The sequence below is a fragment of the Corynebacterium sp. HMSC074C03 genome (genome assembly GCF_001838285.1).
Taxonomy (GTDB): domain Bacteria; phylum Actinomycetota; class Actinomycetes; order Mycobacteriales; family Mycobacteriaceae; genus Corynebacterium; species Corynebacterium amycolatum.
In genome coordinates this window covers 1-15,954 of sequence record NZ_KV836237.1, presented here as the reverse complement: position 1 = coordinate 15,954, position 15,954 = coordinate 1, and the positions used below count along the sequence as shown (strand labels likewise).

Genomic DNA, 15,954 nt, shown 5'->3' with positions numbered 1-15,954 from the left:
GCACTTGACAAAAACATAGGGACACCCCCCCCAACGACAAAACCCGCCCTATCTCAACGAGACCGGGCGGGTTTTGCTTTTAAAACGTGTACGCGACGCAGCACGCGCGCTCCTGCGATAACGGCAGGAATGCTGGCTTACTTGCCGAGCTTACGACGCTGCACGCGGGTACGGCGAAGCATCTTGCGGTGCTTCTTCTTCGACATGCGCTTGCGACGCTTCTTAATGACGGAACCCATCGGCTCGACCTCGCTATTCGTTGACGGAAATTTCTTTTCTTGCACAATGGCGGCGTACTCAATGCGGCCTTACAACCGCCGAGATGTCACGCCCTTTTTCCTTCCGCCTTCACAGCTAGATACTTCATGACTTGAAGACGATAGGAAACAGGGGCGCAGCACAGCACCATGTACTAATCGGATTAATCATAGCGGGGACATATGCGTTCAGGTCAAACAGCCCCGCTTAAAAGACAGAAAAAATTAACCCGCGTTGTAGAAAGAGGAGTCCAGGTATTCCTTGACTGCGGACTCATGGACGCGGAAAGAACGGCCCACGCGCACTGCCGGCAGCTCGCCAGCGTGAACCAGGCGGTAGACGGTCATCTTGGATACGCGCATGATGTCAGCAACTTCCGCAACGGTCAGAAAGGTGCCTTTATCTGCATTCTGCATTAGTAAATATTCCCTTCAGCGCACGCGACGCGCTGCAGGCTTCCCCTCCTGCAGAAAATCGTGACACGCACGTGCTTTTCATATCCTACCGGTAGGCAAGGTGCCGGTGCGATTTTTGATAAAAAATAGGGGCATTGGCGAATGGTGTGACAGTTGTGACTAACCCATCGTCCCTGCGTATCGGATTAGCTACTGCCTCTGGCCATTTCCAATGCCCCAAATATTGGGGTTACTTGTACACCCGCGACCACTCGGCGAAATACTTATTTACCCATCTCATTGGCCTTGTCATAGCAAGCCTGCAGCGCGCGATGCACCGCGCGACGAATACCCTCTTCCTCGAAAACTCGGGTGGCCGCTGCCGTTGTACCGCCCGGCGAAGTGACATCAGCACGCAGCGCAGTCGGGTCCGCACCTTCCTGCATCATCATCTCGGCCGCACCAGCAGCCGTAGCCGACGCCAGACGCTTAGCCTGATCACGTTTGAGGCCCAGATTCACACCCGCATCGGTCATCGCCTCGACAAACTGGAAGAAGTAAGCCGGACCAGAGCCCGAGACGGCAGTGACTGCAGACATCAGCGACTCATCGACAACCTCAACGCTGCCGACCTTCTCCAGCAGTCCGACAACCTCGTCGGTCTGGCTCTCCGTGACAAAGCGACCCGGCGCGACTGCACAGACTCCCTTGCCCACCAGCATCGGGGTATTCGGCATAACGCGGATCACCGGAGTGCCGACAGCACAGACACCTTCCATCTTGTCCAGTGTGATGCCAGCCGCCATCGACACCACGATGGTGTCAACTTCAGAGTCATCGAGCACGTCGGCAATCTGCTCGAGCATGTCGATAATCAAGTACGGCTTTACGCACAAGAACACCACGTCGGCACCGTCGACGGCCCCTACTGGGTCATCGGTATCGACAATGCCGTAGGTCTCCTTCAGACCGGCCAGGCTCTCCTTGGTGCGCCCCACCACATAAATCGAGGAGGGCGAGACACCACCGTCGATGAGACCACCGACGAGTGCGCTACCAATCTTTCCGCCACCAATTACAGCAATTCTTGTCATGGACGCTAAGTGTGCCAAAACTGGCCCACACATGCGAATGCAGGGACCGGAAAACTTCGCTTCCGGCCCCTGCATCAGGTGATGATTATTTTGTTGGCCCCACTACAACTGGAAGAGAATCCAGGGGCCAAATGTCAGTGCCAAACCGACAAGCCCCGCGAGAATTGGTGTCAGTTTGTCCTTCTCACGGCGCAGGTAGTTAGCCATTCCCGCGAAGCCACCAGCGACCACGAGAGCCATGATGACAACCACGATCTTTGGCAGCGACGACCAGGCCATGGTGAAGCCCAGGAACACCAATGCACCAGCAATCAGACCCACGAAGACCTGAATCAGCAGCAACGGCACCGAGAGGGAATTGTCCTCGGCGTAGCCATCGCGCGCGGCGACCTTGCCCTTGGAGCTCTTGGGTTCCTCACGCTTAACGACGTCCCGGGGCTTCGGCTGCTTCTCGTCAGCTGCGACCTGGGTCGGTGTGGTCTCGGCCTGTACGTCTTCTGGCTGTGCTACTTCAGGAGCGACAGCGGCTGCTACTGCCGACTCGGAAGCGGCACCGGTATCGGCATCAGCGTCGGCAGCCTCGAAGGTATCCGTTTCCTGAGCAGCTTCAGTCTCACCGACTGCGTCTACCTCTTCCACCTGGGGCAGCACATGGGTTTGCTCTTCCGGAGCTTCTGTTGTTTCAGACTCAGCAAGCTGTTCACCGTCGACGTCATCCGATTCCGCGGATGCCTCAGCCTCTTCGTCGACATTGCCCTGGACAACCGGAATGGAGGCAGTCGGACGGTCGTCGTAAGCGTTGGAACCGGTGAGTACTGCACGAGCGACTGGCCCCGGCCCCCCAATCTGCTGCGACTCGTCTGCCATGTCACGCAGTTCGGTGAAGGTATAGGTAATCTCCGAACGCTCGGAGTTGACCATGACCGGACGGGGTTCCATCGGAATTGCCAATGGCACTGCAGTGGCTGCTGGCTGCGTAGTTGGCATGCTCGGCGCAGCTTGCTCCTGCTGCGGAGTTGCCGGAGCAACCGGAGCAGCTGCTTCAGCCTCGACCTCAGCTTGAACCTCATGCTCCGAAGAATCCGCCTCTTCAGCAACTATCACTGACTCAGCAACGGCCTCCGAGTGCTCCGGAGCTTCTGCCTCCGGTTCGGATGCCCGTGCTTCTTCGGTGCCGTTGGTCGCAGCTTCGTCGGCAAGCAGATCGCTCGTAGTCGTCTGACCGTCGTCTGCGTTGGAAAGAGCGTGCGCACCGCGTCGCGGTTCACCGGCCTTAACGCGAGGGATTGAGCCAGTGAGTTCCTGAACGGACACACCGCCTTCTTCAAGGCTGCGTCGACGGCGGCGCCGCGGTGGTTCAGAGGGGGCTCCCTCCTTCTGCCGCCGCGCCAGCAGTTCGGCAACGGTGAGCTTTTCCTCGCTCATCTCAACCCTTTCCGTATAGGTCACTGTCCAGTCGTCGGAAGATAATGCCCTCGCGCAGAGCCCAAGGACAAATCTCGACCTTCTCTAATCCCAATGCTCGCATACTAGCCTCTGCAACGAGAGCACCTGCGACAATTTGGTGAGAACGATTTGCACTAACACCCTCAAGTTCAGCACGGTCAGCCGCCGTCATGCGTGAAATAAACGCAATCAACTGACGCAAACCAGCCGCAGTCAGAGTGCGCTTAACCCTCGGACCAGCGGCGGAAGGCGCCGCACCAGTCAGGCGGGCGAGAGTGCGGAAAGTCTTCGAGGTGGCGACAGCCAAATCCGGCTCACCAAGCGTACGCAGATGACGAGCTGGCTCAGCGAGCTCAGCATCAATGTAGTCGCGCAGCAGGTCAATCTTCTTACGCTCCGGCGGGTCGGTCTCGAACCACTCGTGGGTCAAACGGCCCGCACCGAGCAGCAGTGAGTACGCGGCCTCCGGATCCTCATCGTTACCCGACGTCAACTCGAGAGAGCCGCCACCGATATCCAGGTTGATTAGACGACCAGCAGACCAGCCGTACCAGCGCCGTACTGCCAAAAAGGTCAGACGAGCCTCCTCCTCACCGGAGAGAATCTGCAGCTTAATGCCAGTTTCCTTCTCGACGTGGGCGAGTACTTCGTCCGCGTTGGCGGCATCGCGAACAGCCGAAGTGGCGAAACTAATCATCTCTTCGCACTTCATCTGCTCAACCAATTCCTTGGATTCAGCGACGTAGCCCGTCAGCTTGTCAATGCCCTTCTTGGACAGGTTGTTGTCCTTATCCAGGTACTCGACCAGCTTCATCGTCGACTTGGAATCGCTCATCGGAGTCGGATGTCCGCCCCGGCGGGCGTCCACCATCACCAAGTGGACGGTATTACTACCTACATCTAATACACCTAATCTCACTCTTAGTAGGTTAGACGGTCTACGGTGTATTGGTGTGAATCAACCCCACCCCCGCCCCGGTCGCGGACCACAACCATCTCCCGCTGAAGTCGCCTATGATTTTCCCCGAGAGTGGTTCGAGTTCGCCGACCCAGAGGACCCAGAACACATCATCACCTGCGACCTAACCTGGTTGATGAGCTCCTATCAATGCGCCTTCGGCACCTCCGCTTGCCTGGGCATCGACTCCGCGAACGCGGATGTCGGATGCTGCGGCCATGGCGCCTTTATCACCGACGACGAAGACCGCGAGAGGGTTATTGACGTCGTAAAGCGGATGGAAGGCGACTCCGCAGAGCCCCAGTGGTGGCAGAACCGCCCCAAACAAACGCTGAAGTGGCTCGAAACCTACGAAACCGATCCCTCCGAGCCGTTGGAACCGTGGTTAGTGTGGGACGAGCTTGACGACGAAAACGGAGAGCCTGAGCCTGCTCTGAAAACGAAGGTCGTGAATAATGCCTGCATTTTTGCCAACCGTAAGGGGTGGCGAAATGGTGCGGGCTGTGCCATCCACCAGTGGGCTATGGCCAACGACATCGACCCAGTGAAGGTCAAGCCAGATGTGTGCTGGCAGGTGCCGCTACGTCGACTGGAGGATTGGGAGGAACGCCCAGACGGCCAGGAGATTCTGCGCACGACTATTACTGAGTACGACCGTCGCGGCTGGGGCGATGGCGGCGAGGACTTTGAATGGTTCTGCACGGGCGCGCCGGCCACACATGCCGGTGGCGAACCGATGTGGCGCACGCACAAGTCTGAGCTAATCGAGCTCATCGGCGAAGAGTGCTACGAAATTCTGGCGGAGCACTGCCGGGCCCGAGAGGCAGCGGGCGCGGCCAAGGCTTTCGGGCCGAGCGGCTACCCACTGCTGGCGATTCACCCGGCCACACGCGCAGCGGCCGAGGGGCTGTCCCCAGACGAGGTTTAACGTCGAGGATTCATCAGATCGCCAGCGGAGATCATCGGCAGCAGTTAGCTGCGTTAGTCCTCGAACTTGTAACCCAAGCCGCGAACGGTGACCAGGAACTCAGGCGAGGAAGGATTGCGCTCAATCTTGGAGCGCAGGCGCTTGATGTGTACGTCCAGCGTCTTGGTGTCGCCGACGTAGTCGGAGCCCCAGACGCGGTCGATGAGCTGGCCACGGGTTAGCACACGACCACGGTTGCGCAGCAAGTACTCCAGCAGGTCGAACTCCTTGAGCGGCATTGCGACATCATCGCCGTCAACGGTGACTACATGGCGCTCGACATCCAGCACGACCGGGCCGCCGCGCAAGACCTCCTCGTAGAGATCCTCGACATCGTCGGAGTCGTCGTGACGACCGCGGCGCAGCACAGCCCGGATACGGGCAATAAGCTCCCGAGAGGAATAAGGCTTGGTCACATAGTCATCCGCACCAATTTCGAGGCCGACGACCTTGTCAATCTCAGTGTCACGGGCGGTGACCATAATCACTGGGACAGCGGACTTTAAGCGGATGTTTTTGCAGACCTCGGTGCCACTCATACCTGGCAGCATGAGATCCAACAGCACAATGTCCGGTTCTGCTTTGGAGAATTCTGCAAGTGCTTCCTGGCCGTCAGCGGTCATCCGCACCTCGAATCCCTCGCGCTGCAGCAGAAACGCTAGCGGCTCCGCCAAAGCCGTCTCGTCTTCGACAATAAGTACCTCAGTCACGGATTACTTCATTCCTTCCTTGGAATCCTTGTTCTGGGAATCCTTATCCTTGCCGCGGGATTTGCCCGTACCACGCTGCGCGTTTTTCTTAGCCACAAGTTTACCCGCAGGCGGAGTGTGCCCGATCGGCAAACGTGCAGATACATCGCCGTCATTCGACGCGGAACCGGTCTTATCCATCAGCGGTAGCTCAATGGTGAAGGTCGATCCAGTGCCCAGTCGACTCCACAGCTTGACGGTTCCCTTGTGGTTCGCTGCGACGTGCTTAACAATTGCCAAGCCCAGGCCTGTACCACCTGTCGCCCGCGAGCGTGCCTTATCCGCACGGAAGAAGCGCTCGAAGATGCGCTTCTGGTTCGCCTGAGAAATGCCAATACCACGGTCAGTTACCCGGATAGCGACGGTGTCGTTATCCTCCTTGACTGCAGTCACGGACACAGGCGTGGCCTCTGGCGAGTAGTTGATGGCGTTTGAAATCAGGTTGGACACCGCAGTGATCAACAGGCTGCGCTCACCTTCAACGACCAACTCCGACTCACAGTCAACGGTGATTTCAATACCCGCTTGCTCCGCGAGCATCTGGTTACGACGCACCGCTGCCTGGACGATCTCTTCAACCTTCACGGGCGACATGTCCGGCAGCGGCTCCGCCCCCTGCAGCTTCGACAGCGAGATGAGCTCCGTAATCATCGTCGACATCCGCTTGGACTCCTGCGTCAGGCTCTCACTAAAGTGACGCACTGCCACCGGGTCGTCGGTAGCTTCATTCAACGCCTCAACCAACAGACTGATAGCCCCGACGGGAGTCTTAAGCTCATGGGAAACGTTGGCCACAAAGTCACGTCGTGCGGCTTCCATGCGGGCCTGTTCGGAGACATCCGCCGCGTAAATCACCACAAAACGGTCATCCACCAGTGACAGCGGAGTCAGCTGGCAACGGACGATCGTGTCCGGCGCCCCTGCCCGGCGCGACGGCAACACCAGTGTCAGCTCCTGGTCCTCCTGCGAGTCAAAAACCTTTTCTGCAGCTTCCCAGCCCACATCATTCAGGCGGCGCTCATAAACCAGCCCCAACTTGTGGGCCATGGAGTTGGACAAAATCAAATCACGGGAGATGTCAACGACCACCACCCCCGTCGGAGACTTCTGAATGGCCAGGTGCATGACCTGCGCCATGGTGGTTATTGAACTTTCCTCGTCGCTCCTCTGGCGCCGAGCGGCGTTATAGGCACCCGAGACAACTCCACCAAGAATCAGCACAGCTGCCATAACCGCAGCACCTAGTAGAGCAGCGATAATGATTTTTGACACGGGTCTTACCCTAAGCTCTTTTCACGATCCGCGCGCGCTGAAAAACTATTGCGCTCGCTAGCCCTAAATAGACCAAGGAGCACAGCCTCACTTGGCTGCGCCCCTTATCGGCCTATCAATCACCTACATATTTACTTGTTGCCCTGAGCGGCAACAGCAGCAGCACCTGCAGCTGCAGCTTCCGGATCCAGGTAGGTGCCACCCGGGTTCAAAACCTTGCCCTCAGCATCAAAATCGTAAACCAGCGGGATACCGGTCGGGATGTTCAGAGCGGCAATGTCCTCGTCCGAGATGTTGTCCAGGTGCTTGACCAGTGCACGCAGCGAGTTACCGTGAGCTGCCACCATGACAGTCTCACCGGCCTTCAGACGCGGCAGGATTTCCTCTTCAAAGTAAGGAATGAAACGCTTGACGACGTCCAGGAGGCACTCCGTGCGCGGAACCTCATCCAGGTTGGCGTAACGCGGGTCATTAGCCTGCGAGAACTCGCTGTCATCCGACAGCTCCGGCGGCGGAGTGTCGTAAGAGCGACGCCAGGACATGAACTGGTCCTCGCCGTACTTCTCCTTGGTCTCTGCCTTGTTCAGACCCTGCAGAGCACCGTAGTGGCGCTCGTTCAGACGCCAGTCACGGATAACCGGAATCCACACCAGGTCAGCGGTATCCAGGGCAATGTGTGCGGTGTTAATTGCGCGACGCAGCAGCGATGTGTAGAGCACCTGCGGTTTCAGGCCTGCCTCTACGAGCATCTCACCGGCACGTACTGCCTCAGCGCGGCCCTTGTCGGTCAGTGCAACGTCGACCCAGCCCGTGAACTGGTTGGATGCGTTCCACTCACTCTGGCCATGACGGACAAGAATCAGTTTTCCATTGCTCATACCCCCAATTGTGCCCCAAAACTGGAGAGCCCGCCGTTCGTTGCCCCGCTATGTGGGTTACTACCCCCGGCTACTCAACCATGTGGCGGAACTGCTCCAGATTGGCCAGGTTTTCCCCGCGGTCAACCCGCCACTCCCACTCGCGCTTAATTGCCGATGCAAAGCCGCGTTCGAGGATCTGGTTGAAGTCCCCATCGGCCGTCTCCAGCAGCTGACCAAGGAGGCGGTCGAGATCATCGTCGGAAATCTGAGCCGGCAGTTGACCAACCAGGTAGATGTCGCCGGCGGCGTCAATGGTGTAACCGATGCCGAACAGCCGACGATTGCGCTGCAGCAACCACTTGTAGACGGCCTCGTGGTTTTCTTCGACAGCGCGACAAACGAAGGCTTCGACACGCAGGGAGTCAGGCGCCGGGATGAGGCCAACGACGGTCTTCAGCTTCTTCTTACCAGGCAGAACCACCACGGCGGCATTGTCGGCAATGCCATGCTCAACACCGAGACGTTCTAGCTGCTCACCGAGGGATTTCAGCAGTCCTTGGATGTCCGTGCTCATCGTGAATCATCTCCCTGTTTATGTGGCTACGGCCCTGGCGATCCTGAAGCTAACGAAACCTACCGAGAGCCACCCGCATCCCGGATAGAGCCGGGACAATTTTCCTTTTGGAGTTCGGTTCGATGATAGACATCGGCCAACCGATCCACGGTCTTTTGCCAGGAAAACTCCACGGAGTGCTCGCGCGCCTGGGTGGCCAACTTAATGCGCAGCTCGTCGTCCTCCACCAGGCGACCGAGGGCATCGGCCCAGGCTGCGGGCTCGTGACCGTCGACAAGCAAACCGCTGACCCCATCGTCGACAGCGATGGAGAGCCCGCCGACATTCGCCGCGACAACGGGAGTGCCGGTGGCCTGAGCCTCCATCGCCACCAACCCGAAAGTTTCGTTGTAACTGGGCACGGCGACGATGTCTGCGGCCTGGTAGAGCTTCGCCAGGTCCTGCGGCGGGCGCGGGGGCATGAAACGGACTAGGTGATCAATCCCCTCTTCCGCGGCGAGATTGGTGAACTCGTCGGGCGCGTGCACCCCAGAACCGGACAGGCCACCGCAGATAATCACTCGGACATTAGTGGCGGGATGGCGACGCATGAGCTCGCCAACACCGCGCAGCAATACCTGCGGCCCCTTCAGCCGCTGCAGCCTACCAACGAACAAAATGACCTTAGTGTGCAACGGGATGCCCAGCTCACGACGGGACCGCTCGGTGGCACGATCGCTGCCCGGCGAAAAGAGCTCCACGTCCACCCCGGGCGGCACGACATTGATGCGCCACGGGTCGGCATCGTGGAGATCCGCGAGCTGCTTAGCTTCGGCATCTGTATTGACGATGAGCCGGCACGCATTGTCCACAATCTGCTGCTCGCAGATACGACGGGACTCAGGCTCTGGCGTATCCCCCTCCGCCAGATGGAGGTTCTTCACCGCCGCCAGCGTGTGCGCCGTGTGCACAAACGGAATATCAAGCAAATCCGACAGCAACCACCCCACCTGGCCAGAGAGCCAGTAGTGCGAATGAATCAGGTCGTATTCAATCCCCTGTTTGCGGGCGAACTCAATAACCCCGCCAGCAAAAGCCGGCATCTGCGTAGCCAGGTCTGACTTCTCCAGCCCCTCATATGGGCCAGCCACTATGTTGATGACACGGAAATTCTCACTGACCTGAATCACCGGTCCATCGCTGGAACGCGTGGCGCGAGTGAAAACATCCACCTTCACACCGCGTCGCGCCAACTCCTCGCAGGTGCGCAGCACGTAGACATTCATGCCGCCAGCGTCACCGATGCCCGGTTGCTCCAGCGGAGAGGTATGCATGGAGATCATCGCGATGCGGTTCGGCCACGCCGGGGTATTAGAGGTGGTGTTTGGGGTGGCGGCGTCTGCGCCCGCCGTTGCCGACGGAAATGTTTCGGTCATACTGCCCAGAGTGCCTATTCCAAGGGCAACCCCGCAAATGAGTACCTCAAATACGTGTATAGAAATCCCGACATTGCAGTGCGACGTACGGCACAATAGGGGTCGATACCTACTACGTCGTAAGTTATTATCACCTCACGACGTGGTCAGGTCACACACAAAAACTAGGAGGACCCCATGGCCGATACATCCAGCTCGCGCGCTGAAAAAAACTCTGCCCCAGCTAACGGTTCGACACCCAACGCTGCTATTTCCAAGGCCTGGCTGAACCTGTATCCGGAGTGGACCCCGCCTCACATTGACTACAACTTCGACACCCTCCTAGATGTCTACCGCCACACTCTGAGCAACCACCCGCGCCGCAAGGCACTGACCTTCTTCGGTCGCTCTACCTCCTATGCCGAACTGGATGCCAAGGTTCGCAGCGTTGCCGCCGGCCTGCGCGCACTCGGTGTACGCAAAGGCGATCGCGTGGCACTGCTCATGCCGAACTGCCCGCAGCACGTCATCGCCTACTGGGCAGTTCTGCATCTCGGCGCTGTTGCCGTAGAGCACAACCCCCTCTACACCGCCCACGAGCTGCGCCATCCGTTCAACGACCACGGTGCCCGCTTTGCCATCTGCTGGGACAAGATCGTCCCCGTACTTGAAGACCTTCGCAGCAACACCCCGCTCGAGACCATCATTGCGGTCAACATGCTGCAGGATCTGCCGTTTGTCATGCGCACCGCCCTGTCGATCCCGCTGCCGAAACTCCGCGCCGCCCGCGCTAAGCTGCACTCCTCCGCACCGCAGGTCATGGGTTTTGATGCTTTGCTTCACGACGCCGTCGGCGGAGACGGCCACGACCTCCAGGCCGATGAGTCCATCACTGCCGATGACACTGCAGTGATGATGTACACCTCTGGCACCACGGGCTCGCCGAAGGGCGCGCAGCTGAGCCACCGCGGGCTGGTCGCCAACATTCTGCAGGGTAAGGCCTGGGTACCGGGCCTTGGTAAGGAGCGGGAAATCTCCCTTGGCATCCTGCCGATGTTCCACGCCTACGGCCTGACCATTGTCACTAACTTGTCCATGCTGATTGGCGCTGAACTGGTGCTGGTGCCGTCACCGGAAATTCCGCTGATTATGAAGGTGATGAAGAACAATCGCCCGACATGGGTTCCTGGTGTGCCGACCCTCTACGAGAAAATTGTCGAAGCCGCCGAGCGGGATAATGTCGACCTCTCCGGAGTGAAGTTCGCCTTCTGTGGCGCCGCTACCCTGCCGGTTTCCCTCGTGCAGAAGTGGGAGAAGCTCACTGGTGGTCGCCTTGTCGAAGGCTACGGCCTCACCGAAACCTCTCCGATTATCGTCGGCAACCCGATGGACGGTAACCGCCGCCCGGGCTACGTTGGCCTGCCGTTCCCTGACACCGAGGTCGCCATCGTTGACCCCGATGACCCCACCAAGCTCCGCGCTGACGGCGAGGAGGGCGAGGTCATCGTCCGAGGCCCACAGGTTTTCGCCGGTTATCTCAACCTCCCGGAGGCAACGGAGAAGTCCTTTACCGATGGGCCGGCTGAGCTTCCCGCTGGCGATTGTTGGTACCGCACCGGCGATGTCGGAGTCATGGAGTCGGACGGCTTCATCAAGCTGGTTGCCCGCATCAAGGAGGTCATCATCACCGGTGGCTTCAATGTCTACCCGGCCGAGGTCGAGGAAGTACTACTCTCTCATCCGGACATCACCGATGCCACGGTTGTCGGCCTGCCAAAGAGCGACGGCTCCGAGATGGTCGTAGCGGCCATCACTCTTGCTGACTACGCCCGACTGGATTCCGATGCCTACCGCGACCACTGCTACGACAACCTGACCCGGTACAAGGTGCCGCGCGCATTCTTCCACCTGGAGGAACTGCCGCGTGACCAGATGGGCAAGGTCCGCCGCCGGGACGTCCGCGACGTACTACTCAAGCAACTGGAGCAGAAGGGCCAGAGCGTCGATTCGCTTTCCCACCGCAAGCCCCATTAGTTCACGGTGGTTTTGTAGTTGGGATAGGGGCCTGAGTAGAGCTGGCTCCTATCCCCATAAGGCGGATCCCCTTAAGGGGGATCCCCGCCCCCAGACTTAGTGACTAGGTTTATGGCAAAAAAACTGCGGGTGAATGCAATTCACGTGTCATAAACCTAGTCACTTTCTCTATCCCCGCCCATTGACAGAAGGCCCGGGAGCGCAAGCTGAGGACTACCCAGCGGTTCTGTCAGCCCCAGCGGCCCCATCAGTCACGCCAGCCTCTCCAGCCCGGCTCCCCCTGGCCATCAGCCACCCGCCGCGGGCCTAATCGATGCTCACGCCGACCCACACCGGCTCGGGCACCAGATTCACACCGAAGGCCTTTTCCACACCAGCGCGCACATCGCGTGCCAAAGCCACCAAGTCGGCAGCGGTCGTCGGCGCACCATCGCCGGACATCCCGCGGTTGGTCAGTGCCAGGGTGTGCTTAGTCGACAGTCGTGCGGGCGCACCGTCACCGGGGTAGCCCTTGGGGAACCCGGCGCGCTCGATAAGCCACGCCGCCGAGAGCTTCACGCACCCCTCGTGGCCGGGGCCAGCGGGGAATGCGGGCATATTCGCGGCCTCATCAGCCCCACGCAGCGAGGCAACCTTTGCACGCACGGTCTCCACCGAGTTCTCCGGAATGATCGGGTTGGTAAAGAAAGAACCCGCCGACCAGGTATCGCGGTCAGCATCTTCGAGAACCATGCCCTTGCCCCGGCGCAGCTCAAGCACCTTTTCACGCACCAGCTCAGCCGGCCTGCGAATCTCGCCAGCCGCAGCCTCGGCCTCGTCGACGCCCAGGCGCCGCGCCAGTTCGCCATAGCGAAGTGGCGCGGACATCCCATCCACGCTGAGCTCGAACCGCACGGCCAACACCACTGCCCGTGCGGTGAACTTCAGGTTCGAGTAGCGGTAGGAAAGGTCGAGGGACTCCGGTTCCACCCACTCGACCGAGCCGGTTGCGCGATCGTAAAGCTGCACCGCGTCCAGAACCTGCGATACCTCAGCACCGTAGGCACCAACGTTTTGCACCGGCGTGGCTCCGGCCGATCCCGGAATACCCGACAGGCATTCCAGGCCGCCAAAACCGGCGTCGACACTCATCTCCACGACCTCGTCCCAGACTGCACCGGCCTCGGCCTCCACGATTGCCGACACGGACTCCAACCCGTGTCCGCGAGTGCTCATGGTCACGTTGTCAGCCTCGATCACCACAGCCACCAGCGGCTCGAGTTCATCGGCTACCACCAGGTTGGATCCGCCTCCCACGATGAGGAGGGGCACGTTAGCGTCGTCAAGCGTGCGTACAACATCGACCACAGCGTCCGTCGTGCTGCACCGGACGACGGCACGCGGCACCCCGCCGAGGCGGAGCGTCGTCAGATCCGAGAAAGCGGTATGCGTGCTGAGCTCCACCCCCTCTAGCCCCGCAAGCCCATCGATGGCTTCTTCCATGTCGGAGGTCAGGTGAATTGGGTTCGGCGATTGGTCGAGATTTTCCACGCCCCTAGCGTAGTGCAAATTACGTATCATCAAGCGCATGACTACGACTAACACGCACACCGTCAACTTCGACCAGCCGATTGAGAAGGTTTACGAGGCCCTCACCGACGCCGGTTTCTGGGAGAAGGTCGCGAACCGTTTCTCGGCAGCTGACGGCAAGGTGGAAAAGTTCGAGACCACCGACGCTGGCACCACCGTCGTGATTCGCCAGACCGTCGCTGCCGACAAGATTCCGGCGCAGGCGCAGAAGTTCGTTAAGTCCGGGGTCGGCATGACGCGCACGTTCGTCATCAGCCCGCTTAACGACGACGGCGCGACCTCCACCGTGACCACAGAAGCTTCGGGCGTACCGGCGTCCTTCAGTGCGTCCCAGAAGCTCACCGCCCAGGGCGAAGGCGCAGTGCTGACCACCAACTCCGAGTTCGCCATCAACGTGCCGCTGCTCGGTGGCAAGCTCGAGGAGAAGGCCGCTCCGTACCTGGAGCGCGTCCTCAACGCTGAGACCGCGGTACTGGCGGACTACGTCGCTAAGTAGGTTGCGCACCGGGGGCACTCCGGGTGGCACCGAGGGGGCGGATACCTGGCTTGCCGGGCTCCCCGGCGGATACCGGGCGAAGATAGGTGGTAGCGACGGAGCCGTCGTTAAGCAAGACTGGGAACCATGAGTTCTGCTAAACGCTCTTCGAGCGTCAAAGTCCTGCCCACCGTCCTCGGTGTCATCATCGTGGTGGCGCTTATTGCGATTGCCGGCGAAATCGGCGTCCGGATGTTCGTGAGCAAGGAGATTTCCGACGGTTACCGCACCTCCGCCGAGGAGCGTGGTGCGACGGTCACTGAGGACCCCAAGGTTTCTTTCGGCACCCGCCCGATGCTGCTCGCCTTGGCCACGAAGTCCGTGCCCTCGATGGATCTGTCCACTCCGAACACACTGGAGGTCAAGAACCCGGAGGCGCTGGGTGGCGCACCGGAGATCAACGGTGACCCGGCAGCGGAAGTGCACCTGGAAAACGTGGATCTGAGCAATCGCGCGGATCCGACGGCAGAGTCGCTGCGAGTAGATGTCACGATCCCACCTCAGCTACTGCAGGCGCTGATTAACCGGGAAAGCGGTGTACGCGCTTCCACGATTACGCCGCTGCCAGACGAAGGCCTGTTCAACATTGAATTCGCCTCCGGATTTGCGACCTCCAAGTTCCGCCCGATTGCCAACGGCGGTCATATCGAAATCAACCTGGAGGGCGGCTCAATCCTCGGCTTAAACCTCGATGGCCTGGCCGGCTGGCTGGGAGAAGCGAGCGGTACGCTGTTGAGTTACGACATCGGCCACGGCATGCAGGTGGAGGAAGCGCACGTCACCGGGGAGGGCCTGGCGTTGACGCTGACGGGCGCAAATCTGCCTTTGTCGACCGTGAACGAACTTACCTTTAGCTAGCAGGTAAGATACCGAGAATGACTCGCTCTCTCATCACCGCAAAAAGCGGTACTCCCACCGAGCGCCAGTACATCTTCTCGCTCGGCTGTCCAGACCGTACCGGTATCGTTTCCACCCTGTCGACCTTCCTGTCCGACATTGGTGCGTGGATTACCGAGGCGGACTTTTTCTCCGACCCGGAGACCGGATGGTTTTTCACTCGCCAGGCGGTCCGCGCCGACGCGCTCGACCTGACTGTAGAAGAGCTGCGCGAGAAGTTCGCTGAGCTCATCGGTGATTGGGGCCCTGAGGTCCGCTGGAAGGTCACCGACAACGCTGTCCCGAAGCGCGCTGTCATCCTGGTGACCAAGGAAGGCCACTGCCTGCAGGATCTGCTCGGCCGCGTCGCACAGTCGGACTACCCGATGGAAATCGCTGCAGTAGTTGGCAACCACCGCGATCTGGAGCCACTGGTCGCAGCGTATGACATTCCTTTCCACCACGTGCCCTTCCCCAAGGATGCCGTCGGCAAGCGTAAGGCATTCGATGAGGTCGCCGAGATTGTCGACGCCGAAAACCCGGATGCCATCGTGCTCGCACGTTTCATGCAGATTCTGCCGCCGAATCTGTGCGAGAAGTGGGAAGGCCGCGCGATCAATATCCACCACAGCTTCCTGCCGTCGTTCATGGGCGCGCGCCCGTATCTGCAGGCTTATCGACGTGGTGTGAAGCTCATCGGTGCCACCTGCCACTACGCCACTGAGGACCTCGACGATGGTCCGATTATTGAGCAGGACGTCATGCGTGTCTCCCACAAGTACACCGCTGCGGACATGCAGCGTGAAGGTCGCGATGCGGAGAAGCAGGTCCTCGCCCGCGGTTTGCGCTGGCACCTGGAGGATCGTGTGCAGGTTTACGGCAACCGCACCGTGGTGTTCCAGTAGGTTACCGTGGTGTTCCAGTAGGTTTTCGGGGAACCAGCCCGTTACCTTGTGAGTGTCCCCGATAATGG

At 59.8% G+C, this 15,954-nt stretch carries 16 protein-coding genes; 5 read left to right on the top strand and 11 right to left on the bottom strand.

What is annotated here, in order from left to right; translation table 11 throughout:
* Positions 1-137 precede the first annotated feature (137 nt).
* From HMPREF2847_RS11295 to HMPREF2847_RS07535, 5 genes are all read right to left on the bottom strand, one after another.
* On the bottom strand, positions 138-239 hold the full coding sequence (locus tag HMPREF2847_RS11295) for a 30S ribosomal protein bS22 (protein WP_003855542.1): 102 nt from the start codon (positions 237-239) through the stop codon (positions 138-140).
* Between the two features lie 243 nt (positions 240-482).
* Positions 483-674: a helix-turn-helix domain-containing protein gene (locus HMPREF2847_RS07550; RefSeq protein ID WP_005509751.1), complete on the bottom strand. Its 192-nt coding sequence runs from the start codon at positions 672-674 to the stop codon at positions 483-485.
* Positions 675-937: 263 nt separating this feature from the next.
* Positions 938-1,747, bottom strand: coding sequence for a pyrroline-5-carboxylate reductase (gene proC / locus HMPREF2847_RS07545; protein ID WP_049189520.1), 810 nt, complete (start codon positions 1,745-1,747; stop codon positions 938-940).
* Between the two features lie 102 nt (positions 1,748-1,849).
* Positions 1,850-3,172 (bottom strand): hypothetical protein, encoded by a 1,323-nt coding sequence (locus HMPREF2847_RS07540; protein ID WP_070852015.1) that lies wholly within the window; start codon positions 3,170-3,172, stop codon positions 1,850-1,852.
* A gap of 1 nt (position 3,173) precedes the next feature.
* Positions 3,174-4,112 (bottom strand): Ppx/GppA family phosphatase, encoded by a 939-nt coding sequence (locus tag HMPREF2847_RS07535; RefSeq protein WP_076773236.1) that lies wholly within the window; start codon positions 4,110-4,112, stop codon positions 3,174-3,176.
* 34 nt (positions 4,113-4,146) lie between these two features.
* Here HMPREF2847_RS07535 and HMPREF2847_RS07530 point away from each other — a divergent pair, with 34 nt between their 5' ends.
* Positions 4,147-5,079 (top strand): DUF3109 family protein, encoded by a 933-nt coding sequence (locus HMPREF2847_RS07530; protein WP_070852013.1) that lies wholly within the window; start codon positions 4,147-4,149, stop codon positions 5,077-5,079.
* A gap of 53 nt (positions 5,080-5,132) precedes the next feature.
* Here the strand turns inward: HMPREF2847_RS07530 and HMPREF2847_RS07525 are convergent, their stop codons facing one another.
* The 5 genes from HMPREF2847_RS07525 to mshA form a co-directional block, all read right to left on the bottom strand.
* Positions 5,133-5,828, bottom strand: coding sequence for a response regulator transcription factor (locus HMPREF2847_RS07525; protein WP_070852012.1), 696 nt, complete (start codon positions 5,826-5,828; stop codon positions 5,133-5,135).
* A 3-nt stretch (positions 5,829-5,831) separates the two neighbouring features.
* Positions 5,832-7,139, bottom strand: a complete 1,308-nt coding sequence (locus HMPREF2847_RS07520) for a sensor histidine kinase (RefSeq protein WP_070852011.1) — start codon at positions 7,137-7,139, stop codon at positions 5,832-5,834.
* Between the two features lie 131 nt (positions 7,140-7,270).
* Positions 7,271-8,017, bottom strand: a complete 747-nt coding sequence (locus HMPREF2847_RS07515) for a phosphoglyceromutase (RefSeq protein WP_070852010.1) — start codon at positions 8,015-8,017, stop codon at positions 7,271-7,273.
* Positions 8,018-8,087: 70 nt separating this feature from the next.
* Entirely contained in the window at positions 8,088-8,573 is a 486-nt protein-coding gene (locus HMPREF2847_RS07510) for a type III secretion system chaperone family protein (protein WP_070852009.1), read from the bottom strand.
* A gap of 59 nt (positions 8,574-8,632) precedes the next feature.
* Entirely contained in the window at positions 8,633-9,895 is a 1,263-nt protein-coding gene (mshA, locus tag HMPREF2847_RS07505) for a D-inositol-3-phosphate glycosyltransferase (RefSeq protein ID WP_187271233.1), read from the bottom strand.
* 270 nt (positions 9,896-10,165) lie between these two features.
* Here mshA and HMPREF2847_RS07500 point away from each other — a divergent pair, with 270 nt between their 5' ends.
* On the top strand, positions 10,166-12,001 hold the full coding sequence (locus HMPREF2847_RS07500; RefSeq protein ID WP_070852007.1) for a long-chain-fatty-acid--CoA ligase: 1,836 nt from the start codon (positions 10,166-10,168) through the stop codon (positions 11,999-12,001).
* A 306-nt stretch (positions 12,002-12,307) separates the two neighbouring features.
* On the opposite strand, the gene HMPREF2847_RS07495 is transcribed toward HMPREF2847_RS07500, so the two are convergent.
* Positions 12,308-13,483 carry a UDP-N-acetylmuramate dehydrogenase gene (locus HMPREF2847_RS07495; RefSeq protein ID WP_070852016.1) on the bottom strand — a complete coding sequence of 392 codons (1,176 nt, stop codon included), beginning with the start codon at positions 13,481-13,483 and terminating at the stop codon, positions 12,308-12,310.
* 85 nt (positions 13,484-13,568) lie between these two features.
* Between HMPREF2847_RS07495 and HMPREF2847_RS07490 the strand changes: the two genes are divergently transcribed.
* From HMPREF2847_RS07490 to purU, 3 genes are all read left to right on the top strand, one after another.
* On the top strand, positions 13,569-14,066 hold the full coding sequence (locus tag HMPREF2847_RS07490; RefSeq protein ID WP_038627523.1) for a DUF2505 domain-containing protein: 498 nt from the start codon (positions 13,569-13,571) through the stop codon (positions 14,064-14,066).
* A gap of 126 nt (positions 14,067-14,192) precedes the next feature.
* Entirely contained in the window at positions 14,193-14,963 is a 771-nt protein-coding gene (locus HMPREF2847_RS07485; RefSeq protein WP_070566569.1) for an LmeA family phospholipid-binding protein, read from the top strand.
* Between the two features lie 17 nt (positions 14,964-14,980).
* Positions 14,981-15,886: a formyltetrahydrofolate deformylase gene (gene purU / locus HMPREF2847_RS07480; protein ID WP_070852006.1), complete on the top strand. Its 906-nt coding sequence runs from the start codon at positions 14,981-14,983 to the stop codon at positions 15,884-15,886.
* Positions 15,887-15,954: the final 68 nt, after the last annotated feature.

Excerpts from the sequence above, each read along its gene's own strand:
- proC (WP_049189520.1), bottom strand. The coding sequence starts at position 1,747 with ATGACAAGAATTGCTGTAATTGGTGGCGGAAAGATTGGTAGCGCACTC.
- HMPREF2847_RS07510 (WP_070852009.1), bottom strand. The coding sequence starts at position 8,573 with ATGAGCACGGACATCCAAGGACTGCTGAAATCCCTCGGTGAGCAGCTA.
- HMPREF2847_RS07540 (WP_070852015.1), bottom strand. The coding sequence starts at position 3,172 with ATGAGCGAGGAAAAGCTCACCGTTGCCGAACTGCTGGCGCGGCGGCAG.
- HMPREF2847_RS07500 (WP_070852007.1), top strand. The coding sequence starts at position 10,166 with ATGGCCGATACATCCAGCTCGCGCGCTGAAAAAAACTCTGCCCCAGCT.
- HMPREF2847_RS07495 (WP_070852016.1), bottom strand. The coding sequence starts at position 13,483 with ATGGAAGAAGCCATCGATGGGCTTGCGGGGCTAGAGGGGGTGGAGCTC.
- purU (WP_070852006.1), top strand. The coding sequence starts at position 14,981 with ATGACTCGCTCTCTCATCACCGCAAAAAGCGGTACTCCCACCGAGCGC.
- HMPREF2847_RS07550 (WP_005509751.1), bottom strand. The coding sequence starts at position 674 with ATGCAGAATGCAGATAAAGGCACCTTTCTGACCGTTGCGGAAGTTGCT.
- HMPREF2847_RS07515 (WP_070852010.1), bottom strand. The coding sequence starts at position 8,017 with ATGAGCAATGGAAAACTGATTCTTGTCCGTCATGGCCAGAGTGAGTGG.
- HMPREF2847_RS07485 (WP_070566569.1), top strand. The coding sequence starts at position 14,193 with ATGAGTTCTGCTAAACGCTCTTCGAGCGTCAAAGTCCTGCCCACCGTC.
- HMPREF2847_RS07490 (WP_038627523.1), top strand. The coding sequence starts at position 13,569 with ATGACTACGACTAACACGCACACCGTCAACTTCGACCAGCCGATTGAG.
- mshA (WP_187271233.1), bottom strand. The coding sequence starts at position 9,895 with ATGATCTCCATGCATACCTCTCCGCTGGAGCAACCGGGCATCGGTGAC.
- HMPREF2847_RS11295 (WP_003855542.1), bottom strand. The coding sequence starts at position 239 with ATGGGTTCCGTCATTAAGAAGCGTCGCAAGCGCATGTCGAAGAAGAAG.